Source organism: Streptomyces composti, from assembly GCF_012034205.1.
GTDB classification, from domain to species: domain Bacteria; phylum Actinomycetota; class Actinomycetes; order Streptomycetales; family Streptomycetaceae; genus Streptomyces; species Streptomyces composti.
Genome location: NZ_JAATEM010000021.1, coordinates 98,639 through 124,523 on the forward strand (window position 1 = coordinate 98,639; position 25,885 = coordinate 124,523).

General features: G+C 71.7%; 19 protein-coding genes, 5 tRNA genes, 2 pseudogenes and 1 riboswitch. Of the genes and pseudogenes, 10 read left to right on the forward strand and 16 right to left on the reverse strand.

Annotated elements, in window-relative coordinates:
- Position 1 precedes the first annotated feature (1 nt).
- The 6 genes and pseudogenes from HCJ93_RS18490 to HCJ93_RS30220 all read right to left on the reverse strand — a co-directional run.
- Positions 2-766: an SDR family NAD(P)-dependent oxidoreductase gene (locus HCJ93_RS18490; RefSeq protein ID WP_167996829.1), complete on the reverse strand. Its 765-nt coding sequence runs from the start codon at positions 764-766 to the stop codon at positions 2-4.
- On the reverse strand, positions 754-2,160 hold the full coding sequence (locus HCJ93_RS18495) for a GH1 family beta-glucosidase (RefSeq protein ID WP_167996830.1): 1,407 nt from the start codon (positions 2,158-2,160) through the stop codon (positions 754-756). The genes HCJ93_RS18490 and HCJ93_RS18495 overlap by 13 nt, the downstream gene beginning before the upstream one ends.
- A gap of 9 nt (positions 2,161-2,169) precedes the next feature.
- On the reverse strand, positions 2,170-3,006 hold the full coding sequence (locus tag HCJ93_RS18500; protein ID WP_167996831.1) for a carbohydrate ABC transporter permease: 837 nt from the start codon (positions 3,004-3,006) through the stop codon (positions 2,170-2,172).
- On the reverse strand, positions 3,003-3,860 hold the full coding sequence (locus HCJ93_RS18505) for a carbohydrate ABC transporter permease (protein WP_309141443.1): 858 nt from the start codon (positions 3,858-3,860) through the stop codon (positions 3,003-3,005). The genes HCJ93_RS18500 and HCJ93_RS18505 overlap by 4 nt, the downstream gene beginning before the upstream one ends.
- 128 nt (positions 3,861-3,988) lie before the next feature.
- The gene (locus tag HCJ93_RS18510; RefSeq protein ID WP_167996756.1) at positions 3,989-5,194 is read right to left on the reverse strand and encodes an extracellular solute-binding protein; all 1,206 of its coding nucleotides are present in this window, start codon (positions 5,192-5,194) and stop codon (positions 3,989-3,991) included.
- Between the two features lie 69 nt (positions 5,195-5,263).
- Positions 5,264-5,335 (reverse strand): annotated as a pseudogene (locus HCJ93_RS30220) (twin-arginine translocation signal domain-containing protein); the annotation flags it as partial.
- Positions 5,336-6,242: 907 nt separating this feature from the next.
- Here HCJ93_RS30220 and HCJ93_RS18520 point away from each other — a divergent pair.
- Positions 6,243-7,373 carry a CehA/McbA family metallohydrolase gene (locus tag HCJ93_RS18520; protein ID WP_206317603.1) on the forward strand — a complete coding sequence of 377 codons (1,131 nt, stop codon included), beginning with the start codon at positions 6,243-6,245 and terminating at the stop codon, positions 7,371-7,373.
- 265 nt (positions 7,374-7,638) lie between these two features.
- Here the strand turns inward: HCJ93_RS18520 and HCJ93_RS18525 are convergent.
- The 4 genes from HCJ93_RS18525 to HCJ93_RS18540 all read right to left on the reverse strand — a co-directional run bounded on the left by HCJ93_RS18525 (position 7,639) and on the right by HCJ93_RS18540 (position 9,563).
- Positions 7,639-7,712, reverse strand: a tRNA-Phe gene (locus tag HCJ93_RS18525).
- A gap of 22 nt (positions 7,713-7,734) precedes the next feature.
- Positions 7,735-7,812 (reverse strand) — tRNA-Asp (locus HCJ93_RS18530).
- A 46-nt stretch (positions 7,813-7,858) separates the two neighbouring features.
- Positions 7,859-7,931, reverse strand: a tRNA-Glu gene (locus HCJ93_RS18535).
- 81 nt (positions 7,932-8,012) lie between these two features.
- Positions 8,013-9,563 (reverse strand): metallophosphoesterase family protein, encoded by a 1,551-nt coding sequence (locus HCJ93_RS18540; protein ID WP_167996834.1) that lies wholly within the window; start codon positions 9,561-9,563, stop codon positions 8,013-8,015.
- A gap of 86 nt (positions 9,564-9,649) precedes the next feature.
- Between HCJ93_RS18540 and HCJ93_RS18545 the strand changes: the two genes are divergently transcribed.
- The 4 genes from HCJ93_RS18545 (at position 9,650) to HCJ93_RS18560 (ending at position 13,487) form a co-directional block, all read left to right on the forward strand.
- Positions 9,650-10,000, forward strand: coding sequence for a metallopeptidase family protein (locus tag HCJ93_RS18545; protein WP_167996835.1), 351 nt, complete (start codon positions 9,650-9,652; stop codon positions 9,998-10,000).
- A gap of 126 nt (positions 10,001-10,126) precedes the next feature.
- Entirely contained in the window at positions 10,127-10,672 is a 546-nt protein-coding gene (locus HCJ93_RS18550) for a hypothetical protein (RefSeq protein ID WP_167996836.1), read from the forward strand.
- Between the two features lie 339 nt (positions 10,673-11,011).
- Positions 11,012-13,264 carry a DEAD/DEAH box helicase gene (locus HCJ93_RS18555; RefSeq protein ID WP_167996837.1) on the forward strand — a complete coding sequence of 751 codons (2,253 nt, stop codon included), beginning with the start codon at positions 11,012-11,014 and terminating at the stop codon, positions 13,262-13,264.
- A 150-nt stretch (positions 13,265-13,414) separates the two neighbouring features.
- Positions 13,415-13,487, forward strand: a tRNA-Lys gene (locus HCJ93_RS18560).
- A 190-nt stretch (positions 13,488-13,677) separates the two neighbouring features.
- On the opposite strand, the gene HCJ93_RS18565 is transcribed toward HCJ93_RS18560, so the two are convergent.
- On the reverse strand, positions 13,678-14,103 hold the full coding sequence (locus HCJ93_RS18565) for a hypothetical protein (protein WP_167996838.1): 426 nt from the start codon (positions 14,101-14,103) through the stop codon (positions 13,678-13,680).
- Positions 14,104-14,394: 291 nt separating this feature from the next.
- Positions 14,395-14,649 carry a DUF3040 domain-containing protein gene (locus tag HCJ93_RS18570; RefSeq protein ID WP_167996839.1) on the reverse strand — a complete coding sequence of 85 codons (255 nt, stop codon included), beginning with the start codon at positions 14,647-14,649 and terminating at the stop codon, positions 14,395-14,397.
- A gap of 322 nt (positions 14,650-14,971) precedes the next feature.
- On the opposite strand from HCJ93_RS18570, the pseudogene HCJ93_RS18575 reads away from it, so the two are divergent.
- From HCJ93_RS18575 to HCJ93_RS18595, 5 genes and pseudogenes are all read left to right on the forward strand, one after another.
- Positions 14,972-15,922: pseudogene (locus HCJ93_RS18575) on the forward strand (HAMP domain-containing sensor histidine kinase); the annotation flags it as partial.
- A gap of 392 nt (positions 15,923-16,314) precedes the next feature.
- The gene (locus HCJ93_RS18580) at positions 16,315-16,974 is read left to right on the forward strand and encodes a response regulator (RefSeq protein ID WP_167996840.1); all 660 of its coding nucleotides are present in this window, start codon (positions 16,315-16,317) and stop codon (positions 16,972-16,974) included.
- A 214-nt stretch (positions 16,975-17,188) separates the two neighbouring features.
- Positions 17,189-18,316: a dihydrofolate reductase family protein gene (locus HCJ93_RS18585; RefSeq protein WP_167996841.1), complete on the forward strand. Its 1,128-nt coding sequence runs from the start codon at positions 17,189-17,191 to the stop codon at positions 18,314-18,316.
- 36 nt (positions 18,317-18,352) lie between these two features.
- A tRNA-Met gene (locus HCJ93_RS18590) sits at positions 18,353-18,426 on the forward strand.
- 375 nt (positions 18,427-18,801) lie between these two features.
- Positions 18,802-18,959: riboswitch (cyclic di-AMP (ydaO/yuaA leader) on the forward strand.
- A gap of 12 nt (positions 18,960-18,971) precedes the next feature.
- Positions 18,972-19,982 carry a M23 family metallopeptidase gene (locus tag HCJ93_RS18595; protein WP_167996842.1) on the forward strand — a complete coding sequence of 337 codons (1,011 nt, stop codon included), beginning with the start codon at positions 18,972-18,974 and terminating at the stop codon, positions 19,980-19,982.
- Positions 19,983-20,080: 98 nt separating this feature from the next.
- Here HCJ93_RS18595 and HCJ93_RS18600 read toward each other — a convergent pair whose 3' ends face one another.
- The 4 genes from HCJ93_RS18600 to HCJ93_RS18615 all read right to left on the reverse strand — a co-directional run bounded on the left by HCJ93_RS18600 (position 20,081) and on the right by HCJ93_RS18615 (position 25,157).
- On the reverse strand, positions 20,081-21,415 hold the full coding sequence (locus HCJ93_RS18600) for a PrsW family intramembrane metalloprotease (protein WP_167996843.1): 1,335 nt from the start codon (positions 21,413-21,415) through the stop codon (positions 20,081-20,083).
- An 80-nt stretch (positions 21,416-21,495) separates the two neighbouring features.
- On the reverse strand, positions 21,496-22,350 hold the full coding sequence (gene trmB, locus HCJ93_RS18605; RefSeq protein WP_309141444.1) for a tRNA (guanosine(46)-N7)-methyltransferase TrmB: 855 nt from the start codon (positions 22,348-22,350) through the stop codon (positions 21,496-21,498).
- Positions 22,351-22,419: 69 nt separating this feature from the next.
- Positions 22,420-23,637, reverse strand: a complete 1,218-nt coding sequence (lhgD, locus tag HCJ93_RS18610) for an L-2-hydroxyglutarate dehydrogenase (protein ID WP_167996844.1) — start codon at positions 23,635-23,637, stop codon at positions 22,420-22,422.
- A gap of 95 nt (positions 23,638-23,732) precedes the next feature.
- Complete coding sequence (locus HCJ93_RS18615) at positions 23,733-25,157, reverse strand: NsdA family TPR-like regulatory protein (protein WP_167996845.1); 1,425 nt, start codon at positions 25,155-25,157, stop codon at positions 23,733-23,735.
- Positions 25,158-25,885 lie beyond the last annotated feature (728 nt).

Sequence of the window (25,885 nt, forward strand, 5' to 3'; positions counted from 1 at the left end):
GTCAGTCCCTGCGGATACTCCAGCCGCCGTCGACGACGACGCTCGTGCCGGTGATATAGGAGGCTTCGGTGGAGGCCAGGAAGGCCACGACCGCGGCCACCTCCTCGGGCTGTCCGACCCGGCCGAGGGCGGTGAGGCCGCCGATGCGTTGCAGCGTCTCGGGCGACGGGTCCCGCCAGGCGCCGGTGAGCACCGGGCCGGGGAGCACGGCGTTGACGCGTACCTCCGGGCCGTATTCGACGGCCAGCTCCCTGGCCAGTGCGCACAGCGCCCCCTTGGTCGCCGCGTAGGCGGAGTGGCCGGCGACCCCGGCCAGCGCGTGGACGCTGGAGGTGAGCACGATGGCGCCGCCCCGGGCGGCGAGGTCGCCGATGAAGGCGCGGACGGCCAGGTGCACCGAGGCGAGGTTGACCGCCAGATGTCGCTGCCAGACCTCCGGCGTCATCCGGTGAGCCGGGCCCACTGCCTGGAAGGCGGCGTTCAGATGCAGTACCCGGGCCGGCCCGAACGTCTCGTGCGTGTGCTGGCGGATCCGCTGCCAGTCTTCCTCGCCGGCCACGTCGGCCCGCATCGCCGACGCGGTCCCGCCCTCTGCCTCGATCTCCCCAGCGACGCGGGCGGTGGCATCGGCGTCGAGGTCGACTGCGACCACCGAAGCGCCATCGGCGGCAAGCCATCGGGCGGTGGCGGCGCCGATGCCCGACCCGGCGCCCGTGACCACCGCGACCGTACCCGTGAACCGGGCGTGCCGCCTCACCGCTCGCACCGCAGGGTCTGTGCGGCGATCACGCGGCGGTACCAGTGGTAGGAGTCCTTGGGCAGCCGCTCGCCGGTGGGGTAGTCGACCCAGACGAGGCCGAACCGCTTCGAATAGCCGGCCGTCCACTCGAAGTTGTCCAGCAGCGACCAGCAGAAGTAGCCGCGCAGGTCGACTCCCGCCTCGATCGCCGCCGCTGCGGCGCGCAGATAGCGCTGGAGGAAGGAGATGCGCTCGGCATCACGCACCCGTCCGGTGGGGTCGACGTAGTCCTCGTAACAGCAGCCGTTCTCCGTGACGTACAGCGGCGGCAGACCCGGGTACTTCTCGCGCAGCCACAGCAGCGTGTCGCGGAAGCCGTCAGGGCATACCGCCCAGCCGAAACCGGTCAGCTCTGCGCCCGGGGGCGGTTCGGTCACCGCGCCGAGGTCGGTGGCCCGGCGCTCCCCAGGCGGGGGGAGTTCGCAAGCCCGCGCCACCCACGACTTGTAGTAGTTCACTCCGAGGAAGTCCAGCGGTGTGCTGATCCTCGCCATGTCGCCGTCTCGGACGAAGGTGAAGTCGCAGATCGGTTCGTAGAAGTCGGTCAGCAGCTTCGGATACGCCCCGTCGAGCACCGCGTCGGAGAACCATCGGGTGGCCAGCGCGTCCGCCCGTGCGGCAGCGGCGATGTCCCCGGGCTCCTGTGTGGCCGGGCTCGTCGGCCCGAAGTTCAGGGTGATCCCGATCCGCCCCGCGGCCCGGCCCAGCGCGCGCAGCGCCGCCACCGTCTCGCCGTGTCCGAGCAGCAGATGGTGGGCGGCCGCGATGGCGCCCCCACCGAGCCGCAGCCCCGGTGCGTGCGACCCGGCGTATGCGTAGAAGGAGGCGCCGATCGGCTCGTTCAGGGTGATCCAGTACGGCACCCGGTCCGCCAGGGCGTCGAAGACCACGGACGCGTAGTCGGCGAACCACATCGCGCAGTCGCGCTCCTGCCAGCCACCCTGGTCCTGCAGCGGCTGGGGCAGGTCCCAGTGGTAGAGCGTGACCATGGGAGCGATGCCGCGCGCCAGTAGCCCGTCGACGAGCCTTCGGTAGAAGTCCAGGCCGCGCTGGTTGACCGCGCCCCGCCCCTGCGGGATGACACGTGGCCAGGCGATGGAGAACCGGTAGCCGCCGACGCCCAGGCCGGCCAGCAGGTCCAGGTCCTCCTCCATGCGGTGGTAGTGGTCGCAGGCGATGTCACCGGTGTCCCCGTGGAGTACCGCACCCGGCTTGCGGCAGTAGGTGTCCCAGATCGACGGGCCGCGGCCGTCCTCCCTGGCGGCTCCCTCGATCTGGTAGGCCGCCGTGGCGGTGCCCCACAGGAACTCCGGCGGAAACGCGGGCAGGTCCGGCTCAGGGATGTCCCGGCTCTGATTCATCGTTGCTCCTCAGCGCATTCCGGTGGTGGCGATGCCGCGGATGAACAGCCGTTGCAGGAACAGGAAGAGGACCAGCACCGGCAGGCTGTACATCACCGCCGCGGCGGCGATCAGGTGGAACAGCGGCCCGCTGTTGGGCGAGGTGTACAAGGACCCCACCGCCACGGCCAGCGTCGAGCGGTCGTCGTCGAGTAGCAGCACCGGCATCACCCAGTCGCCCCAGATCCACACAAACGACAGCACGAAGCTCGTGGCCAGGGCAGGCTTCGCCAGCGGCAGGAAGATCTGCCAGAACGCCCGGAAATATCCGCAGCCGTCCATGATGGCCGCATCCTCCAGTTCGGTGGGCAGGCCGGCGAAGAACTGCCTGAAGAGGAATGCCAGGAACGACGAGCCGGACAGCCCCCACAGCACCCACGGCCAGTAGGTGTTCAGCAGCCCCACCTTCGAGAACAGCAGATAGGTCGGAATCAGGGTGATGATGTGCGGAATCATCAGCGATCCGATCAGGACCGCGAAGACGGCCCGCTTCCCCGGTGCGGGCAGCCGGGCCAGGGCGAAGCCGACCATGGCCGAGGACAGGGTCACCAGCCCCGAGTACAGGACGGCGATGATCACAGAGTTACGGGCATAACCTAGGAAGTCGACATATGTCAGGGCTTTCGTGAAATTGTCCCAGCGCAGCACCTCCGGCAGGACGTGCGGGGGAAACGCCTGCAGCTCACCAGGCCCCTTGAGCGCGATGGTCAGCAACCAGAAGAGGGGCAGCAGGAACAGCCCGGCACAGACCACCAGGACCGCGTATATGCCCGCCCGGCGCAGGCGTCCGGCCATGCGCGTCATCATGGTGCCTCCTCCCGGCCGCCGGGGCCGGACTCGTAGTAGACCAGCTTCCGCGTGGCCCGGAACATCACGGCGGTGTAGCCGACCGTCACTGCGGTCAGCAGCCACAGCAGAGCCGAGGCGTACCCGAGATTGCCGTTGGCGAACGCCTCGCTGTAGACGTGCACCATGTAGAAGTACAAGCCCTCTCCAGGACTCGCGTTCAGACTGGCCTGCCCGGCCGAGGCGAGCAGGAGCGCCGGCAGGTAGATCTGAAAGGTCTCGATCACGCCGATGACGAGCTGGAAGAACAGCACCGGTGACATCACCGGCAGCGTGACCCGGGTGAACGTCTTCCACGGCCCGGCACCGTCGATAGCCGCCGCCTCCCCCAGCTCCCGCGGAACACCCTGCAAACCGGCCAGCGAGATCACCATGCTGCTGCCAACCCGCCACATGATCATCAGCAGCAACACCACCAGCGCCTTCTCATCGACCAGCCACTCCACCGGACCTTGGTCGAAGAAGGCCAGCAGCCATGTCGCCGCACCGCTGTCCCGGTCGAACAGCATCCGGAAAACGAAGGCCGAGGCCACCGGCGGCACCACCACGGGCAGGAAGAAGATCGCCCGGAACACGCCCCGCAGCCGCACCCGCTGGTTGACCAGAGCGGCCAGGAACAGGCCCACAGCGATGGTGGCGGGCACCACCACGACGACGAACACCAGCGTGCGCAGCAGGCTGGACCACGTGTCGGGGTCGGTGAAGGCGGTCTCGTAGTTGCGCAGCCCGACGAACCCCCAACGCGGCGAGAAGCCATCGTAGTTGGTGAAGCTCAGCGCCAGCGCGTAGCCGAGCGGGAACAACGTCAGCAGCACGAACCCCAGCAGCCAGGGGGAAGCGAAGAGATAGAACGTACGAGGGCGGTGGCGACGCCAGCGCCGTCCCCGTGCCGGAGGCGCGGTGGCCACGGTACGGGCACGGGGACGCGCCCGGGTAGGGACCGTCACTTGACCTTGTCCCTTTCCTGATCGATCAGCTCGTTGACCTGATCATTGAGCGAGTCCGCGACCTTGCCGGCGGCTGTGTCATTCGATACGGCGGACTTGAACTCGGCCTGGAGCACCTTCTTCAGCGACTCCGACCGCAGATAGGGGGTGTTCACCACGACAGCGCTGTAATGCTCCAGCTCACGCCGCTGCGTGTCGTAGGACTGCTTCGCCTCGGGGGTGTTCTTCGGCAGCTCGCCCTCCAGCGACTTCAGGGACGGCAGCCCCCTGCCCTCAGCGGCACGCCGCTTGCCCGCCGCCCCGCCGACGTAATACTCGATAAACCTCCACGCGGCGTCCTTGTTCTTCGCCTTCGCCGGAATCCACACGCCGGTGCCGTAGTAGCACGGGCTGATCCTGTTGCCCGCGAAGGTGGGCGCGGGCAGGAAGCGTGACGCCTTGCGGAGGTCCGGCACATCAGCCATCGCCTGCTGATACCAGTAGCCGGCGGTGTAGAGGGCGATCCGCCCGGCCTTGTACGTGGTGCCGTCCCAGCCGGCTGGATTGGGCCGTGTCGGCCCGTAGGAGACTCCCGCCCGCGCCAGATCTATCCAGAACTGGAGGGTCTTGCGCGCCTCCGGGCTGGAGAAGTCGACCCTGGTGTAGTCGTCGTTGAACAACCGACCGCTCTGGGCGCTCACCATGTGGGCGAGCTGCGCCATGTCGAAGTCGACTGTGCCGCCGTAGCCGAACACGGCCGTCTTCTTGTCGGAGGTCTTCCGGGTGAGCTTGCGCGCGAGGTCGATGAGGTTCTCGTACGCCAGCGGTTCGGTGTCGGGCGGAACCGGCACTTTGGCCTGCTCGAACAGCTTGGTGTTCGCCCACAGCATCGCGTCCTGGGAGTAGTCGATGGTGAGTCCGTAGCGCGGGCCCTGGCCCTGCGCCGTGCCGTCGAAGCGCCACAGGTCGTTGATCCCGGCGAGGTCGCTCTCCTTGATCACGGAGCTCTTCTGCAGGTAGGGATCGATCTCCGCGGCCAGCCCGCGTACCGCGAGGTACGACGAGAACGTCGCCGTCTCGCGGGCCACGTCCGGCGGGTCCCCGGCGGCCAGCATCGCCGTCAGCCTGGTCGGATCGTGCTTGACCAGCTTGACCGCGATGTCCGGGTTCTCCTTCTCGAAACCGGAGATCACATCGGCGGGCAGCTCGCTCGGCTCCAGCATCACAGTGAGTGTGGTGGCAGCCTTGGCGCCACCGCCGCTGTCGACCGAGCAGCCGGCTAGCCACGGCGACACCGCCGCTCCGCCCGCGGCCGCCGCAGCGCCCCCCAGGAACCGGCGGCGGCTCAAGGTTCTGTCTGTCATCTGTGGACATCCTTCCGAATGCGACAACTCCGGCGCGCGGTCCGTCCTCGGGATGCGACCGCGTCAGGTGCGGGCGGGCCGAGGATCCACCGAGTCCTGGCCACGGCGGGGCCGACAGGCACGAGCAGCGAGCGCGCCGGACGGCGACGACCGCGCGCCGGAGACTCAAGGGCGGTGCACCGCCGTGCAGGCAATCCGTTGGGGCCGAGCTGACTGCCGGTTCCCGCGAAAGCAGCACCTCAGATCACCTCCGGATGGGTACCTGTTACACAGCGTTCACGCGGTGGGCCAGAACCTACGCAGCACAGGGGTCGGCTGATTGCATGCCGTGGTGGCGACCTGTACGTGGTGGTCGCGCGGCCGGTCAAGGACAGGCAGGATCAGAGATGCGGCGTCGGTCGGCGATGGTGTCCCACGAACTTGGCGTAGTCGGTCAGGTCTGTGGAACCGCGTGGACGTCTGCTCGGGCCGTGCACCGCACCCGCTTGCGGCGATTGCTTCCTAAGCAAGAGGCAGGCCATCGCGTAACTCTCCCTGGTGAACGGCCAGTTCAACCGGAAGAGGACACGATGGCCTTCCTTGAGTTCGGCCAGGCCCGCGGCGGTGAGCCGCTCCAGGGCGGCGGGTTGAGCGCAGCAGGCCTGGACCGGCGTGGTGGCGTTCGACCCAGGCTTTGTCGGGGAATGTTCGCCGGCTGGACCGCTTCCCGTACCCCTGATCCTGTCATGTCCGCGCTAGGTTCGGCTAGGTTCGGCCTATGGATCGCTACCATGCGCATACATGCCACCACGACCACGTCCGAGACCCGGACCGGGCAGCTTCGTACGGCCAGATCGATCCGAGCGCGCGACCAGTAGGCCGGCGGGCCTTGCTCGCCGGCGTCGGGGGCCTGCTGATGCTGGCCGCGATGCCCGGAACCGCGCGGGCCGCCCACGCGACCATGGCCGGTTCGTCCGTACCGCTGGTCGCCGCCGCACGGTCTTCCAAGCTCACGCAGGGAACGACGCTCGTCCACGCGGACATGCACAACCACACCGTGATGTCTGACGGCGACGGCTCGGCGGACGCCGCGTTCGCCTCCATGCGCGAGGCCGGGCTCGATGTCGCGGCGCTCACCGACCACACCACGCTGTTCGCCATCGAGGGCCTGAGCTCGGGCGAGTGGAACACCCAGGGCCAGCTCGCGGACGCGGCCAACGACCTGGGGATGTTCACCGCGCTGCGCGGTTTCGAGTGGTCCAGCCCCACGCACGGCCACGTCAACATCTGGAATACCGGCGACTTCGCCGACCTGGGCCGGGCCGGCAGCCCCGGAAGCCTGTACAGCTGGCTGGCGGACCGGCCCGCCGGCGTGGCGAGCTTCAATCACCCCGGGCGCGAGGAGGGGCGGTTCAACGACTTCGCGTTCAACTCCTCGGTGCTGAACCAGATGGTCGGTCTGGAGATGTTCAACCGCACCGACGACTACCTCTTCGAGGGCTGGTCCTCGGGTGTCACCTCGCCGCTGGTCGCCTGCCTCAATGCCGGGTGGCGGCCCGGCCTCACCGGCGTCACCGACGAACACGGAACCACCTGGGGGTTCCACGAGGGCAAGGGACGCAGCGGCCTGTGGGTCACCGAGAACACCCGCACCGCGGTATTCGAGGCGATGCTGGCCAGGCGCTCCTTCGCCACCCGTGTCTCCGGGCTGCGGGTCGACGCCACGGCGGGCGGCGTCCGCATGGGCAGCAGCATCCCCCTTGCCTCCGGTGATGTCCGCTTCCTCGTCGACGTCGACCGCGGCCCGGACTGGGACGGCAAGGCCCTGACCATCCAGGTGCTCCGCCCCGACACCTCGGCGCCGAGCGTCGTCGACGTCATCGAGACCGTCAACGGCACCGTCGCGGACTTCACTGTCCCGCTGGATGTCTCGGACGGTGACTGGGTCGTGCTGCGCATCTCGGACCCCACCGTGGCCAACGGCACACCAGGCCCGGACGGCCACCCCTGCAACGACTTCGGTGTGGCCTACACGAGCCCGTGGTGGCTCCAGCCCTGACAGTGCCGCGGCAGGTTGTGGGCAGCGGGGCGAACCGCTCGTACTGTGTTGGGGCCCGAGACGATGACCTCCGCGTCGTGGTCGTAGAGGGCCTGCACGAGGGTCTTGGCGACTTCGCCTGAGCAAGGCGTCATCGTGCCACGGATCACGATCTGCTGTGTGCCGTGCACGGCAGCACGGGAGTCCGGCGGCAGACGGAACCCACCCGGCCGCGGACAGCGAGAGTGCCCTGGACGCTGCGCTGTCCAGGGCACTCTCGGCGCGGTGGCTGGGGCCGGGGTCGAACCGGCGACCTATCGCTTTTCAGGCGATCGCTCGTACCAACTGAGCTACCCAGCCGTCAAGACCTTTTGCAAAGCCTTGGCGGTCCTGACGGGATTTGAACCCGCGGCCTCCACCTTGACAGGGTGGCGAGCACTCCAAACTGCTCCACAGGACCAAGCTAGCATCCGTGTCCAAAAAATCCGGACACATGGCGCTATATGTGCCCCCAACGGGATTCGAACCCGTGCTACCGCCTTGAAAGGGCGGCGTCCTAGGCCGCTAGACGATGAGGGCTATCGGCCCGCCTGGGCGCTTCTCAGCGCGTCGGGGACGTGAGAAGCATATGGGATGGCGGGATGGTTCGCCAAAACGGTTTCAGGAGGTGCTCGGGGAGGGGGACGCGGGCGAGGGCGTCGCGCCGGGCTGGTTCTCCTCCGGCAGATGGCGGCTGACCTCCGCCGTGGTCAGGCCGAGGCCGCCCAGCTCGATGGCGTCCCAGGCCTGGAGCCTGCGGGTGTCGCGGTCGAAGTAGAGGATCGACGCCTGGATCGGGTCGGGGTGCTCCCCCTCCACCGCGCGCAGCCCGCTGCCCCCGGTGGAGCCCTCCACGCGCAGCCGCGTGCCGTACTCCATGACCTCGGTGTCCTGCCGGTGCAGATGGCCGGCCAGCACCAGCGGGACCGTGCCGTCGACCTCCCGGGCCGCGGACGGCTCGTGCACCACGGCCACGTCCACCGGCCGGCCGGCGGCCCGGTGGTCGCGCAGGGCGGAGGCGAGGCGGGCGCCCGCCAGTTCCTGGGACATCTCGGCCCCGGCCTTCCCGGACCGGTCGGGCGTGAACTGGGGATCGCCCATCCCGGCGAAGCGCAGGCCCGCGATGGTCCTGGCCCGGCCGTCGTCGAGCACGTGGACGTTCTTCAGGTCCTCGAGATAGCGCTGGGTGACGCGGGAGTCGTGGTTGCCGCGGACCCAGACATAGGGAGCGCCGAGATCCTCGATCGGGTCGAGGAAGCCGTTCTCGGCGGCGGTGCCGTGGTCCATGGTGTCGCCGGTGTCCACGATCACATCCACCTGGTACTGCTCCACCAGCGAGGCGATGATCTTCCAGGCCGCCGGGTTGAGATGGATGTCCGACACGTGCAGCACCCGGATGGTGCTGGGGTCGGGCTGGTAGGCGGGGAGCGTGGAGGTGGCGTCGTACAGCTTGGTCACATTGGTGACCAGGCGCGCCAGCTCCTTCTGGTAGACGTCGAACTCGGTGACGATGCTGCGCGCGTCGCCGACCAGCGACGGGGCCGAGGAGAGCAGTCCGGAGAAGCGGGGCTCCAGCACGGAGTCCGGGTTCCAGGTGGCGTACGCGGTGCCGCCGGACGCGCCGAGCAGGGCGAGGGCGAGACCGCCGGCGGCCAGCGCGCGGCGTGGACGCCGGTAGACCAGCAGGCCGAGCGCGGTGGCGCCGGTGACCACGGCGACACAGGAGCGCACGGCCAGATCGGCGGTGCCCCGGGTGACGTCCCGGGCGACCTCGTCCTGCAGGCCGGAGATGCGTTCGGGGTGGTCCACCAGGGCCTGGGCGCGGTCGGGGTCGAGCTGGTCCACGTTGACGTCGAGGCGGACCGGGGCGATGTGGCTGTCCAGTTCCAGCGCGCCCAGCGGCGAGACATTGATCTTCGTGCCACCGGTGAAGGAGGGCCGCAGGGTCATCGTGGTGTTCATCGGGCCGACCGGGACCCGTACATTGCCCACCACGAGCAGGCCCAGCCAGGCGCCGAGGACGACCACGGTGATCAGCCCGAGGGCGCGCAGCCAGGGGTTGCGCTGCGGCGCCAGGACGGTCGTCTCCGGTGCGCGCCGGCGCGAGCGGTGGCCTCGGGGAACCCGGATGTGTTGCATGGCGTTCCTGACGGCGGCGGGGACGCGGGCCATTGATCCCGTATGCCCATACAGAGTGCCGGATATGCCGGGCGTCGCGCTGGACTCGTACGGACGGGTCGTACCTGACAATGGCTGGTGTGCTGGAGATGACACGCGAGGAGTTCGAGGAGCTGGTCGCGGAAGCGCTCGACCGGATCCCGCCGGAGCTGACGCGGCTGATGGACAACGTCGCGGTGTTCGTCGAGGACGAGCCGCCCGCCGACGATCCCGAGCTGCTGGGGGTGTACGAGGGGACCCCGCTGACCGAGCGCGGCGAGTGGTACGCCGGGGTGCTGCCGGACCGGATCACCATCTTCCGCGGGCCGACACTGAGGATGTGCGAGTCGCGGGAGGACGTCGTCGCGGAGACGGAGATCACCGTGGTGCACGAGATCGCGCACCACTTCGGGATCGACGACGCCCGGCTGCACGCCCTCGGCTACGGATAGGTCCCCGGGTACGGACACGGCCCGGGCCGATCACGGGTACGACCGCGGATACGACTTCGGCGTGTCCTCTTGCGGGCAGGGGGAGTTGGGCATGGCAACCCGCTACTCCCATCGGAGGTGGCCCCCGTGCCCCGCAAGCTTGTTCCCGTCCGCCTGGCCGCCACGCTGGTGGCCGTCGCCGCTGCCGCCGGCTGTATGAGCGTCGGCGAGGACGGTGCGGGCGGGGGCGCAGAGCCGACGCACTCGGTGAAGCCGGGCGGCAAGGTTCCGGACGGGGCGGCCGCACCCGGCGGTGGCGAGGCCGGGCACGGAGTCGCCGCCGGCGAGGGCAGGGCCGCGGACGGCGAGCACGCGGAGAAGGAGAAGAGGAGCAAGGACGGCAGGAAGCGGTCCGAGAAGTCCGCGCGCCCCGGCACCTCCCCGTCTCCGGGGGCGAGCCCGTCCCGGCCGGCCGGCGGCAAACCGGGCGGGCCCGCGAAGCCCGCGCCGGACGAGCGGCCCGTGCCGCAGCAGCCCACCCGGACGCCGGATCCGCAGCCCACACCGACCCCACCCGAGCCGTCCGGTGAGCCGGAGCCGACCGCACCGGAGCCCTCCTCCTCGGCGCACGAGCCGCCGCAGACCCAGTTGGCGCAGCGTGAGCCCGCGCCGGAGGCGGGGGCGCCGGCGTAGACGTGACCTCCTGCGGTCCGGTCGCCGCGACACGCTCGGTCCGGCCGGCGTGGCCGACCTCGTCGGCCGGCGTGACAGACTCCGACCGGACCGCCGCCCCACCGCGCTGGCCTGCCGCGGTACTCCCGGACCGGGGCCCGGTTTGCTTTCGGGGCCCCCGGGTGCGTATGGTGGCAGATCGTTTGATCCCATTTGCCCGGCGCCACTGCAGAGCGCGCCGTGTGGCGCGTACTCTCTCCCTTGCCGTGGTGGACCGCATCGAGGCGGTCGTATTGCGAATCGCGAATCACGGAGTTGACGGGCGCGTGCCGAAGAGACTCCGGAAGGTTTCGCATTCGTATGCCCATCGCCAGTACTGATCACGTCGTCGTGCCCGAGAACTCTGAGAATGCCGACGGCATTCAGAACCTCGCGGACGCCGGCACCACCCCCGAGCAGGCCCCCGAGGTCACCTTCGCCGATCTCGGCCTCCCCGAGGGCGTCGTGCGCAAGCTCGCGCAGAACGGCGTGACCACCCCCTTCCCGATCCAGGCCGCGACCATCCCGGACGCCCTGGCCGGCAAGGACATCCTCGGCCGTGGCCGCACCGGCTCCGGCAAGACCCTCTCCTTCGGTCTGCCGACGCTGGCGCAGCTCGCCGGCGGCCGGACCGAGAAGCACCGGCCGCGCGCCGTCATCCTGACCCCGACGCGTGAGCTCGCCATGCAGGTCGCCGACGCGCTCCAGCCCTACGGCGACGTCCTCGGCCTGAAGATGAAAGTCGTCTGCGGCGGCACCTCCATGGGCAACCAGATCTACGCCCTCGAGCGCGGCGTAGACATCCTCGTCGCCACCCCCGGCCGCCTGCGCGACATCATCAACCGCGGCGCCTGCTCGCTCCAGAGCGTGGAGATCACCGTCCTCGACGAGGCCGACCAGATGTCCGACCTGGGCTTCCTGCCCGAGGTGACGGAGCTGCTCGACCAGGTCCCGGCGGGCGGCCAGCGCATGCTCTTCTCCGCCACCATGGAGAACGAGATCAAGACGCTCGTCGAGCGGTACCTCGACGACCCGGCCACCCATGAGGTGGACGCGGCCCAGGGCGCGGTGACCACCATGTCGCACCACATCCTGGTCGTGAAGCCCAAGGACAAGGCGCCGGTCACCGCGGCCATCGCCTCCCGCAAGGGCCGCACCATCATCTTCGTCCGCACCCAGCTCGGCGCCGACCGCGTCGCCGACCAGCTGCGCGAGGCGGGCGTCAAGGCCGAGGCACTGCACGGCGGCATGACCCAGGGCGCCAGGACCCGCACCCTGGCCGACTTCAAGGACGGCTACGTCAACGTCCTGGTCGCCACCGACGTCGCCGCGCGCGGCATCCACGTCGACGGCATCGACCTGGTACTCAACGTGGACCCGGCCGGCGACCACAAGGACTACCTGCACCGCGCCGGCCGCACCGCCCGCGCCGGCCGCACCGGAACCGTCGTCTCCCTCTCCCTGCCGCACCAGCGGCGTCAGATCTTCCGGCTGATGGAGGACGCCGGCGTCGACGCCACGCGTCACATCATCCAGGGCGGCGCAGCCTTCGACCCCGAGGTCGCCGAGATCACCGGCGCCCGGTCGATGACCGAGGTGCAGGCCGAGTCCGCGGCCAACGCCGCCCAGCAGGCCGAGCGCGAGGTCGCCCAGCTCACCAAGGAGCTGGAGCGGGCGCAGCGCCGCGCGACGGAACTGCGCGAGGAGGCGGACCGGCTGATCGCCCGGGCCGCCCGCGAGCGCGGCGAGGACCCGCAGGCCGCGGTGGCCGAGGCCGCCGAGGCGGCCGCGGAGATCTCGCTGCCGGAGCAGCAGGCCGGGCGGGACATGGACCGCACCGAGTACGCGCCCGCTCCCGCCGAGCGCCGCGAGCGCCGCGACGAGCGTGACGGCGACCGTGGGGGCTTCCGCCGCGACGACCGCCGGGACGACCGGGGTGACCGTGGTGGCCGCTCCTTCGAACGGCGTGACGACCGGGGCGGCTTCAACCGTGACCGGGACCGTGACCGCGGGGGCTTCCGCCGGGACGACCGCCGGGACGACCGGGGCGGCCGTTCCTTCGACCGCGACCGTGACCGTGGGGGCTTCCGCCGGGACGACCGGGGTGACCGTGGTGGCCGCTCCTTCGAACGGCGTGACGACCGGGGCGGCCGTTCCTTCGACCGCGACCGTGACCGTGGGGGCTTCCGCCGGGACGACCGGAGTGACCGTGGCGGGCGCTCCTTCGAACGCCGCGACGACCGGGGCGGCCGTTCCTTCGACCGCGACCGTGACCGTGGGGGCTTCCGCCGGGACGACCGGAGTGACCGTGGCGGGCGCTCCTTCGAACGCCGCGACGACCGGGGCGGGTTCGGCCGCGACCGTGACCGGGGCGGCTTCCGTCGCGACGAGCGCGGCGGCCACCGCGGCAGCGACCGTCCGTTCAACCGCGACCGCCAGGGCGACCGTCCGGGCTTCCGCTCCGGCGGCCACGACCGCCCGTCCCACGACCGTCCCTACGGCCGTCGTGACGACCACCGCGGCGGCTCCTTCGGACGCCGCGAGGACAAGCCCCGCTGGAAGCGCAACGGCTGACCGGTGAGCGAAACCGACCGGAAGGGCCCGCACGACGACCGTCGTGCGGGCCCTTCCGCTCGTACGGGTGACCGTCCGACGCTCCCGTCCCGGATACCCGATCGGCGAGACGGCCACGTGCAGCTATGCTCGGGGAGGCAACATCGCCGAGGGCCCTTAGCTCAATTGGCAGAGCAGTGGACTTTTAATCCATTGGTTGTGGGTTCGAGTCCCACAGGGCCTACCTCCCGCGGACGGGGAGCACGACCTCCGAACTGCCTCGCAGCGCCTGACCGGGCATCAGCCGGGTCGGGCGCTGCGGCGTCCGTACGGCGTGCCGCCGGCCGAGTGGCGCGGACCTTACGGACGGCCGGTGTCAGCGCTCCGTGAGCTCGGACGGCACGTCATCACCCGGGTGGCCCGGTGACGCCGGCTCACAGGAGGCGGCCGTCGTCCGGGTCCGTGGCCGCGGTGAGGCGGTGGTGGGCCGCGCGGGCGTGCGCCAGCCGGGACGTGGTGGTGCCGACGAGGGCGGCGGCGAGCAGACAGCCGAGCCAGCGGGTGTCCCGCGAGCCGGCCCAGGTGAGGACGCCCTCGGGCGGAACGGCGAACGCGTTGAGGAACAGCCAGCACAGCACGGCCGTCCCAGGGGCCGCGGTGAACCGGGCCCACACGCCGAGCGCGGCGGCGAGCAGGGACAGTGCGGTGAGCGCGAGGCCGGGGCGGCCCGGGCCCGGCAGCGTGTTGATCAGCAGCACCAGGGTGAGCGCACCGCCGAAGGCACCGGCCCACACCAGCCCGGTGGCGGCGGGCTCGGGAACCGGCTTCCGCTCGGTTCCGAGGCGCACCCACTGGATCATGCTGACGCTCCCCTCCCGCTGCCTGCCGGACGCGAGTCCCGAGCGCCTTCGATTTTCCCACCCCGGCCGAGAGCCGCCGGGGGTGCGTTCCGGCCCCGGGCGGGGCGGAGGAAGGACAGCGGGATCAGGAGATGTAGAGGAGAGGAAGGGGAGGAGCCCCCACAGGGGGCCGAGCCCCGGACGAAGGCCGGCGAGGCGGGCCTGGGAGGGGCAGCTGGGCGGCCGGAGCAGCGGGCCGAGCAGGGCCGGTGGGGCGGACCGGGGAGAAGCAGCGGGGCGGGTCGGGGAGAATCAGCGGGGTGGGTCGAAGAGCTGGACGGCTATACCGCTGGCGACCAGACCCGCGGCGATCATCAGGCCGTCGGGCAGGACCAGGCCCGCGAGCAGCAGGCCCGCTCCGATGATCAGCGCGAACCAGGCGCGGGCGCGGCGGAACTCGCGCGGGCGGGCAGGGCGCCCGTGGGTGAACGAGTCCGCGAAGCGGGGGTCCTCCTGCTGGAGGCGGGCCTCGAGATCGACGAGGCGCTCGTCGTCCGACTGGGGCACGGCTCCTCCTTCCCGACCGTCAGTGGCAGCGAGGGCGCCGTCACCTTCAGGCTCCCTCGCCCCCGCACCGCCGACCATCGGGTCCGGCCCCCATATCCCCGTGCCCAGGACCCCATATGCCGGGTGCCATGCCCCCCAGGGGCGCCGGAGCGCTGCTGTGGCCTTGCGGTGCGGAAATGGGTGATGCCACGGATGGCGTACGGCGGGGACAGCGTGCAGGCTGGGGGCGACGGCCCCGTGCCGCGCCCGGGGACGTGAGCCTCCACGGCTGGCGCCGCACCGGGAGCGGCTGGTCTGCGACGCACGGTGAGGAGGCGGTGGGGTGCCCCTGTTCTGGCGGATCTTCCTGCTGAACGCCGTCGTGCTGATCACGGCCACCGCTCTGCTGCTGGGACCCGTCACCGTATCCACTCCGGTGCTGCTCACCGAGGCCGCCGTGCTCACCGTGGGACTCGCGGCCATGCTCGTCGCGAACGCGCTGCTGCTGCGCGTCGGCCTCGCCCCGCTGCAGCGCCTGACCCGCGCCATGACCACCACCGACCTGCTCCGCCCCGGCAAGCGTCCGGCGGTCGACGGGCGCGGCGAGATCGCCGAGCTGATCAGTACGTACAACACGATGCTGGACCGGCTGGAGCACGAGCGGGCCACCAGCAGCGCCCGGGCACTGTCCGCGCAGGAGGGGGAGCGCCGGAGGATCGCCCAGGAGCTGCACGACGAGGTCGGTCAGAGCCTCACCGCGGTCCTGCTCCAGCTGAAGCGGGCCGCCGACCACGCCCCGCCCGAGCTGCGTGAGGAGCTGCAGCTGGCGCAGGAGACCACCCGGGGGAGCCTGGACGAGATCCGGCGCATCGCCCGCCGGCTGCGGCCCGGAGTGCTGGACGAGCTGGGCCTTGTCAGCGCCCTGAAGGCGCTGGCCTCCGAATTCGCCGCCTACGACCTCACCGTCCAGCATCGCCTCGACGCCGATCTGCCCGACCTGGGCCAGGAGATCGAGCTGGTGCTGTACCGGGTGGCACAGGAGGGCCTGACCAACGCCGCCCGGCACGCCGACGCCACCCGCGCCGAGGTCGCCCTGCGCCGCACCCGGGCCGGTGTGGAGCTGCGGGTCCGTGACGACGGCCGCGGCATCGGCAACGTCCCGGAGGGCGCGGGCATCCGGGGCATGCGGGAACGCGCGCTGCTCATCGGCGCCCACCTCGCGGTGGGGCCGCCCGCCGGGGGTGGCCCCGGCACCGAGGTGCGGCTGACCGTCCCCGTCCCGAGGCCGGGAGAGACCCCCGCACCCGCCGTGCTGCCGGGCGCGACTGCCGGGCCCTCCGTGACTCCAGGAGCGGCTGCCGCGCCGGCAGGGACTCGGGGCGAGACTGCCGGGGCGGCTCCCGCGCCGGCAGAGCCTCGGGGGGCGACCGCCGTGCCCGCTCCGGCCGCCGTTCCCGCCGCCGGTCACTCGCCGCATGCCCCCGCCGCCGGTCACCCGCCCCATGCCGCCGCCGAACCCGCCGTGCCGCGGGGCGCGACCGCCGATCCGCCTCCGGCCGCCACCGCCGACAGGGCCGCCGCCCCTGACACCACCGACGACACCGCCGCCGGCCGGCGGGCCGCGTCGCCCGGTCCGCCCCCGTGACCGCAGCCCCGAGAAGCTTCCGAGCGGAAACGACGTGCTCCATGAACCACCCCGCCCCCACCCGCATCCTCCTCGCCGACGATCACGCGCTGGTGCGCCGTGGTGTGCGGCTGATCCTCGACGGTGAACCGGATCTGACCGTGGTGGCCGAGGCGGACGACGGGGCCGAGGCGCTGGAGCAGGCCCGGGTCCACCGGCCCGACCTGGCCATCCTGGACATCGCCATGCCCCGGCTCACCGGTCTGCAGGCGGCCCGCGAGCTCTCCCGGAGCATGCCGGAGACGCGGATCCTGATACTGACCATGTACGACAACGAGCAGTTCTTCTTCGAGGCCCTGGGGGCGGGCGCCTCCGGCTATGTGCTCAAGTCCGTCGCCGACCGTGACCTGGTGGAGGCCTGCCACGCCACCATGCGTGGCGAACCCTTCCTCTACCCGGGCGCGGTCAACGCCCTGATCCGCGACTACCTGGACCGTGCCCGGGAGGGCAGGAGCCTGCCCGCCAAGGCCATCACCGACCGCGAGGAGGAGATCCTCAAGCTGGTCGCCGAGGGCTACACCTCGCAGCAGATCGCCGAGATGCTCGTCATCAGCCCCAAGACGGTCGAGCGGCACCGCGCCAACCTGCTGGCCAAGCTCGGCCTGAAGGACCGCCTGGAGCTGACCCGGTACGCGATCCGGACGGGATTGATCGAACCATGACGAGGTGCGCGGCCACCGGCACCGCGCCCGCCCCGCTCGCAGTCGCGCCAGCAGCCGACCCCGCTCGCCGTCGCGCCCGCCCCGCCCGCCTGCCGCGCCCGCTCGGCCACGCGCACCCGCTCGGCCACCCGCGCCCCTGCCGCCCGCCGGGCTTGTCAGACTTGAGGCGAGCAGCCCGCCGGCTGTTCCTCCGAACCTCGCCAGGAGCGCGCCGATGCCCCATCCGTACGTCCTGCTGTCCGCCGCCGTCTCGCTGGACGGGTATCTGGACGACACCGGTCCCGAGCGGCTGCTGCTGTCCAGCCCGGAGGACTTCGACCGGGTGGACGAGGTGCGGGCCTCGGTGGACGCGATCCTGGTCGGCGCCGGCACCATCCGCGCCGACAACCCCCGGCTGCTGGTGAACTCCGCCGAGCGCCGCGCCGCCCGCCGGGCCCGCGGCCTGCCGGAGTATCCGCTGAAGGTCACCGTCAGCGGGTCCGGCGACCTGAACCCGGCCGCGGCGTTCTGGCACACCGGCGGCGACAAGGTCCTCTACACGACGGACAAGGGTGCCGGGCGGGCCCGCTCTCTCGGACTCGCCACCGATGTGGTGCCGCTGGGCACGGAGCTGGACTGGCGCCGTCTGCTCACCCATCTGCACGATGAGCGCGGAGTGCGGCGGCTGATGGTCGAGGGCGGCGGCACGATCCACACCCAGCTCCTCACCCAGGGCCTCGCCGACGAGCTGCAGCTGGTGCTCGCCCCGCTCTTCGTCGGCGACCCGGACGCCCCGCGTCTCTTCGGTCCCGGCTCCTACCAGGGCGGACGCCTGCGGCTGTGCGAGACCCGGCAGATCGGCGACGTCGTCCTGATGCGCTACGAGCCCACCGCACCCGGCAGCGGCGAGCTGCCCGTCGCCGCCGACCACCACTGGCTGGCGCTCGCCTGCGAGCTGGCCGCACAGTGCCTGCCCTCGCGGACGGCGTTCAGCGTGGGCGCGGTGATCGTGGCGGCCGACGGCACGGAACTGGCGCGCGGCTGGTCGCGGGAGGGCAGCGATCCGCTGGCGCACGCGGAGGAGGCCGCGCTGGCCAAGACCGATCCGACGGACCCCCGGCTGGCGACCGCGACCGTCTACTCCAGCCTGGAGCCGTGCGCCCGCCGGGCATCCCGTCCCGCGTCCTGCTCGCGGCTGATCCTGGAGGCCGGCGTCCGCCGCGTGGTCACCGCCTGGCGCGAGCCGGACACCTTCGTGCCGGGCGCGGACGGCTCGGGCGTGCTCCGGAAGGGAGGGGCCACCGTGCTGGTGCTGCCCGAGTACGAGGAGCGCGCGAAGGCCCCGAACAGCCACTTGTTCTGACCACCCCCGCGGATGTCGTATACTGGTGAGTACCGACGCGGGGTGGAGCAGCTCGGTAGCTCGCTGGGCTCATAACCCAGAGGTCGCAGGTTCAAATCCTGTCCCCGCTACTGAAGGCCGAGGGCCGGAATCCGGAAGGGTTCCGGCCCTCGGCGTTTCTGCGCACCCCGGCCGCCCCGGTTCTCTCCGCGTCGGGCGCCGGGTCCCCTCAACCGTCGCGGTTTCTTCATCGAGGTTTCCCGGCCTCCGTCATCGATGTCACCGCCCGTGACCGAACCGCGCCGCTGCGCATAACATCTGACGCAACGTCAGTAATCCGGACCCTTGTGATGCGCGGTCAACTCGCCCGTTTTCGCCCGTCGATGACACTTAAGTCCGCGCGAAAATCGTGAACGATCAAGAGGAACGGCTTGGAATCCGAGGCTCATGTCTATTAACGTTCGATAACGCAGCGCGGTCGTCCCAGTCGTCACAGAAGTCGGCTCCGTGCTCACGCGCCGAATCCCGCAAGGGAACCGGGGAACCACATATTGGGGTGAATCGGGCGTATGCCTGCCGTGGAAGCACGGCTCGTATACGCGCGTAGGAGACCTTCCTGCTCCGAACCCGTCAGCTAACCCGGTAGGTGGAGACGGAAGGAAAGGAGTGCGCCCACGTGGCGTCCAACCGGCCTGCCCCCGAGGCCCCGTTCACCCCGAGCGACACGTTCGTCTACGGCGGCGGTACCCGCGCCGACGAGGGTCCCTTCGAGGAGTGGAACCCCACGGCGGAGACCGTCCGCCCGGTCCGCGGCCGGCATCGCGTCACCAAGCAGCGCGGCGGGGGGCTCGCCCGCAGCTCCACCGTTCTCGGTGTCGGTGTCATAGCCGCCGTCGGCGCCGGCGGTATGGCCAGCGCCCAGACCGGCAAGCCGCCGGTCGCCATCTCCATGCCCGACCTCCCCAACGTGGGTTCCCTCCTCTCCGACGAGGAAACCCCGAAGGGCTCCACCACCCCGCTCAGCAGCGTCGGTGCCACCTCCGACAGCGAGCAGGGCGCCGGTGAGGCCCTGCGCGCCCGGATCATGGCGCAGGTCGAGCAGCAGCAGGACCAGGCCGCCAGCAAGGCCGCCGCCGAGGCCGTCGCCGCCGCCGAGAAGGAGGCCGCCGAGGCCGCCGCCAAGGCCGAGCGCGAGGCCAAGGAGAAGGCCGAGGCCGCCAAGAAGAAGGCGGAGGAGGAGGCCAGGAAGAAGGCCGAGGCCGAGCGCCTCGCCGAGCTGGCCAAGCAGTACACGCTGCCGACCTCCAGCTACACCATCACCTCCACCTTCGGCCAGGCCGGCGCCTACTGGTCCTCCGGCCAGCACACCGGCCTCGACTTCGCCGCCCCCACGGGCACGCTGATCAAGGCCGTCCACACCGGCACGATCACCTTCGCCGGCTGGGACGGCTCCTACGGCTACAAGACGGTGCTCACCCTCGAGGACGGCACCGAGATCTGGTACGCCCACCAGTCCTCGATCAGCGTCAGCGTCGGCCAGAAGGTCAACACCGGCGACGTGATCGGCCGCGTCGGCTCCACCGGCAACTCCACGGGCGCCCACCTCCACCTGGAGGTCCACCCCGGCGGCTCCTCCTCCGGGATCGACCCCATGAGCTGGCTGCGCAGCAAGGGCCTGAACCCGTGATCATCCGCACGGCCCGCTGAGCCGCACCGCCACCACCTGAATTCCGGCAGTCCCGACGGCGCCCCCCCGACGTCAGGGCTGCCGGTCGGCGTTCGCGCTCACCCCAGGTAGGGATTGCCGCCGTAGCCGTACTCATAGCCGTGCCCCTGGGGGTACGCGGGGCCGTAGGCGTAACCGTGCCCCTGCGCAGGGATGTGCCCGTACGCGGCGGCCCCGGGGTGCCAGACCAGCACCGGAGGCGGCGGTGCCGTCGCGCGGGCCGCGTACTCCAGGGCCGGCCGGGCCACCGCCCGCCGGTGCCACAGCTCCCGCAGCAGCTCGCCCTCCCGCTGCACGAAGTCACCGCGGGCCCGGCCGAGCCGCCCGCGGTGGCGCAGCACCGCCAGCGAGGTCGCGAACGCCTGGTACTCGGCGACCGCCCGCGCCGCCTGCTTGCCGCCGTGCCGCCGCGCGTACCGCCGGGCGATCCGCCGGGCCCGCATCAGCCCCAGCGCATGCGGCTCCACCGGACCCAGCCAGCCGGCGATCACATAGGCGGGCAGCTCCGCCCGCACGGTGTGCAGCTCCCGCTGCCTCGTCCACACCACCAGCCAGGTCAGCAGCCCGAACACCGGCACCATGAACGCCGCGTACACCGCGAGGAACCCGAACTCGCCCAGCGCGGAGGAGCCGTTCCACAGCGCGTGCATCCCCATCGCCAGAAGCAGTCCGGACAGCGGCAGCAGCACGCGCCGCACGCGCTGGCGCTCGGTGGACAGGGCGGAGATGCCGAACCCGATCCCGGTGAGCACCGTGAACAGCGGGTGCGCGAACGGGGACATCACGATGCGGACGAAGAACGTCGCCGCGGTCACCGAGGGGATGCCGCTGCCGCCGGTGACCTGATCGGCGCCGAAGGCCGTGCCGAGGTAGAGGATGTTCTCGGTGAAGGCGAAGCCGGTCGCGGTGACGCCCGCTATCACCACGCCGTCGAGGATCCCGGTGAAGTCCCGTCTGCGGAACAGGAACACCAGCAGCACGGCGGCTGCCTTGGCGGACTCCTCCACGACCGGCGCCACCACGGTCGCGCCCAGGGTGTCCGCCCCCGCCGGGTCCGCGGTCGCCGTCGCTATCCATCTGGTGGCGAAGCTGTTGGCGACGATCGCTATCAGCGCCGCCGCGCAGGCCCCCCAGGCGAACGCGAACAGCAGATTCCGCCAGGGCCCCGGCTCCACCCGGTCCAGCCAGCGGAAGGCGGCTATGAGCAGCGGCACCGGCAGCACCGCGAGGCCGAGGCCGACCAGGAAGCCCTGGGTGCCGGTCTGTTCCCGCACCAGGGCCAGGATGACGAGGCCGGACAGGGCGAGCAGCGTGCACAGCGCTCCGTAGCGCACCCAGGCCCGCTGCCACCAGTGGGCGGGCCGCGCCGGGCTGCTCCCGGCGGCATCGCTCACGGGCGTCGGATACGGGGAGCTGGCCACGCGTCGACCCTAACGAGGCAGGGGCGCCGCCCGCAGGTCCGCGGAGCCGCGGGTCAGTCGCCGGTGGGGGGCTGGTCTTCGTGCTGTACGCGACGGAACAGCAGGTCGTTCACCACATGCCCCTTCTCCAGTCCCTGCGCCTCGAAACGGGTCAGCGGCCGGAAACCGGGGCGGGGTGCGAAGCCGCCGTCCGCCCGGGTGTTCTCGTAGGCGGGGTGGGCGGTGAGCACCTCGAGCATCTGCTCGGCGTAGGGCTCCCAGTCGGTGGCGAGGTGCACCAGGGCGCCGGGCCTCAGGCGGGTCGCCGCCAGGGAGAGGAACTCCGGCTGGATCAGCCGCCGCTTGTGGTGCCGCTTCTTGGGCCAGGGGTCGGGGAAGAAGACCCGCAGCCCGGCCAGGCTGTCCGGGGCGAGCATCTCCCGCAGCAGGATGACCGCGTCGCCGTTGCCCACGCGGATGTTGCACAGGCCCTGCCGGTCGGCGAGGTTGAGCAGATTGCCCTGGCCGGGGGTGTGCACGTCCACGGCGAGGATGTTGGTGCCCGGATCGGCGGCGGCCATCTGCGCGGTGGCCTCGCCCATGCCGAAGCCGATCTCCAGCACGACCGGGTTGTCGTTGCCGAAGAACTCCGCGAGGTCCAGCACCCGCCGGCCGTCGATGTCGAAGCCCCACTTCGGCCACAGCCGCTGCAGGGCGTCCGCCTGGCCCGAGGTCACCCGGCTGCGGCGCGGCTGGAAGCTGCGGATCCGCCGCTCGAAGTGCGATCCGGCGGGATCGGCCTTGGGGCCGTCCGGGAACCGCGGCTCGCCCTTGGCGCGGGTACGGCGGACCGACACCCCGGGGGTGTGCGGGGTGGGGCGCTCGGGGGCGGGCCGGGGCGCTTCGGGGGTGTTCACGGAGTCAGACACAGTGCTGTCGATTTTACGGGGGTGCGTCCGGTCCTCGCGGCCGTGCAGGGGAGTGCCGTGGGCCACGCCTCACCGCTCCAGCCCGGCCAGGGCCCGCCGGGCGATCTCACGGCCGATCGGCAGCGAGGCCGTCGCCGCAGGTGAGGGCGCGTTCAGCACATGCACGGCGCGCGGGGTCCGCTGGATCAGGAAGTCGTCGGCGAGGGTGCCGTCCCGCAGCACGGCCTGCGCCCGCACCCCGGCCGCCGCCGGCACCAGGTCGTCCTCGGTGACCGCGGGCAGCAGCCGCCGCACCGCCTCGGTGAAGGCGCTCCTGGACAGCGACCGGTGCAGCTCACCCGCGCCGTACCGCCAGTGCCTGCGGGCCAGCTGCCAGGCGCCCGGCCAGGCCAGGGTGCCCGCGAGCTCGCGGGGGCGCACGGTGCGCCAGTCGTACCCCTCGCGGGCCAGTGCCGGCACCGCGTTGGGGCCCACGTGCACCCCGCCGTCGGTGCCGCGGGTGAGATGCACGCCGAGGAACGGGAACGCCGGGTCGGGCACCGGATACACCAGGCCCCGCACCAGCTCCGGCCGGGCCAGCTCGTAGTACTCCCCGCGGAACGGCACGATCCGTACGCCGGGCTCGTCGCCGGTGAGCCGGGCGATCTCGTCGCAGTACAGGCCGGCGCAGTTCACCAGCATCCGCCCGCGGACGATGTCGCCGGAGGCGGTGCGCACGGCGACCCCGCGCTCGGGCCGGCGGTCGATCCGCTCCACCCGGGCCCCGTAGCGGATCTCCGCGCCGGACGCCTCGGCGAGCCGGCGGGCGACCGCCGTGAAGTCGCAGATGCCGGTGGTGCCCACATGGATGGCGGCCAGGCCCGTGATCTCCGGCTCGAACTCGGCCATCTGCGCCGTGCCCAGCTCGCGCACGGTGAGCCCGTTCTCCCGGCCGCGCTGCACCAGGGCGTGCAGGCGGGGCAGCTCGTCCCGCTCGGTGGCGACGATCAGCTTGCCGGTCACGGCGTGCGGGATGTCGTACTCGGCGCAGAACTTGGCCATCTCCGCGGCGCCGCGCACCGCGTAGCGCGCCTTGAGCGAGCCGGGCCGGTAGTAGATGCCGCTGTGGATGACCCCGCTGTTGCGCCCCGTCTGGTGCCGGGCGGGCCCGGCCTCCTTCTCCAGCACCGTCACTCGCGTACCGGGGGCGGCCCGGGTGATCGCATAGGCGGTGGACAGCCCGACGATCCCCCCGCCGATCACCAGCACATCACAGTCGTAGGCCACCACGTGCACCACCTCCGCCACCGATAGTGCACTGCACCACTGACATCGTGCTCAAACGCGGGCGGGCGCACCGGCGGGCCACGAGCCGGCCGGTGCCGCGGCCGGCTCCGGGGACCTCACGCGGGCGCCATCAGCAGCGGCCTGGCCCGCTCCCGCAGCTCCATCACCCGCGGCTCGTCGCCGTACGGCTCGAGCCGGTGCAGCAGGTCCTTCACGTACTCGGTGGTGCGCGCGGAGGAGATCCGCCCGGCCACCTCCACCGCCCTGACCCCCTGCTCGCAGGCCGCGTCGAGGTTGCCCGACTCCAGCTCGGCCACCGCCGAGACCACCAGCCGCAGCCCGTGCGAGCGCACGAACTCCTCCGTCGGCCTGGACAGGGCCTGCTCGGTGAACCTGCGCACCTGCCGCGGCGCCTTCAGGTCGCGGTAGCACTCGGCCGCGTCGGCGGCGAACCGGTCGTAGGTGTAGAAGCCGAGCCAGGACGGGTCGCTGTCGCCGGGCCGGGACCGCTCCAGCCAGCCCTCGGCGGACTTCAGCGCCGCACCCGCCGCCTGCGCGTCCCCGGCGCGCGCGTGCGCCCGGGCCTCGACGAGCCGGAAGAAGCTCATGGTGCGGGCGGTGGCCAGCCCCCGGTTGCGCTCCAGCGCGGCCTGGGCGAGGTCGACGCCCTCGTCCCCGAAGCCGCGGTAAGTGGCCTGCAGCGACATCGAGGCCAGCACATAGCCGCCGAGCGGCACGTCGGCCGCGGCCCGCGCCAGGCGCAGGGCCTGGATGTAGTAGCGCTGCGCCGCCTCCTGCTGGCCGGTGTCGAAGGCCATCCACCCGGCGAGCCGGGTCAGTTCGGCCGCCGCGCCGAACAGGGCGCGGCCCACGTCGTCGGAGTAGGAGCCGAGCAGCAGCGGCGCCGCCTCCACCCGTAAACACTCGGGCACCATCGAGGAACGCCAGTCCCCGCCGCCGTACTTGGAGTCCCAGCGCCGGGCGTCCTCGGCGGCCTCGCGCAGCTTCTGCACATCGCTGTGGCCGACTTTGATCGGTGCGGCGGAGCCCTCGGCCGGGGCCGGGTCCCGTGCCACCGAGCTGTCGGCCGGGGTTATCAGCCAGCGCGAGGCGGGGGTGGCGTAGGCACTCACCGCGAACGACCCGGCGAGCGACTGCCAGATGCCGCCGGAGCCGGCCCGGCGGCCCGCGAGGTCCAGCCGGTACAGCTCGGTCGCGGACTTCACCGCCTGTCCGACGTCCCGCGGGAAGGCGAGGCCCACCTCGGGCGCGGGGTCCGCGTCCGCGAGCCCGATCTCGTGGAGCGGGACGGGGCGGCCCAGCTTCTGGCCGATGGCGGCGGCGATCAGGTGCGGCGCCGCGCCCTGCGGCACCATCCCCTTCGACACCCAGCGCGCGACCGACGTCTTGTCGTAGCGAAGTGTCAGTCCTCGCTGTGCGCCAAGGTCGTTGACGCGCCGCGCGAGGCCTGCGTTGGAGATTCCCGCGAGGGCGAGAACGGCGCCGAGCTTTTCGTTCGGCCCGCGTTGCTCCCTGGACATGCGCCACCCCTCGACACAGACGGCTGCCGCGCTGGCATAACCACGCGGCATTCGTAAACCCAGCGTAGTTCGCCGCATCCCAAGCGTTAAGGGGCATTCTTCCGGATGGCGGGATTGTGGTCCGTACTGAAGTACGGGTCCGATACGCGCAGTTGCGGTGTGCTCCCGGCGTGTGGCCGTGCGCCCGTGTGTGCGCTCTTCTCCGGCCATCCCGGGAGCGGTTCCATGGTCCGTGCGTGGGTCGGCCCGCTGTACTGGATCCAGCGGGCTGGGGGACACCGCCGCCTTCATCCCCGCGGGCGGCGGAACGGTCCGGGAGGCGTGCTCCGCCTCCCGGACTGCGCAACCCTGGCGCGATGGGCCGGAGGTGCACGGAGCGTGTTCAGGCCTGCGCTCCTCGCTCCGATTTGGCCGAAAATCGACCCCTCCGTTCGTGGGACAACTTCCCGTTCACGCTGGCAGTTGAGGGCGCGTCGGGTGCATTCGGGGCGCATGACGGGGGCGCATTCGAGTCGGCGTGCAGCGGCTCGAGCTGCGACGACGCGCACCGATCGCGGCGCCGCAAGCGCGAGTTCAGCGCCGGGTGTCGCGGGAGCGAATCCGGCTCCCTCGTCTCCTCCGGGGCGCATGTGACGGAGCACAAGCGGCTCCGCCGACCCTCTGGAACGCCTCCTTCGTGGCAGCATGGAGAACCGGTTCGTACGGTGCACTGGTTGTCCACAGCCTGT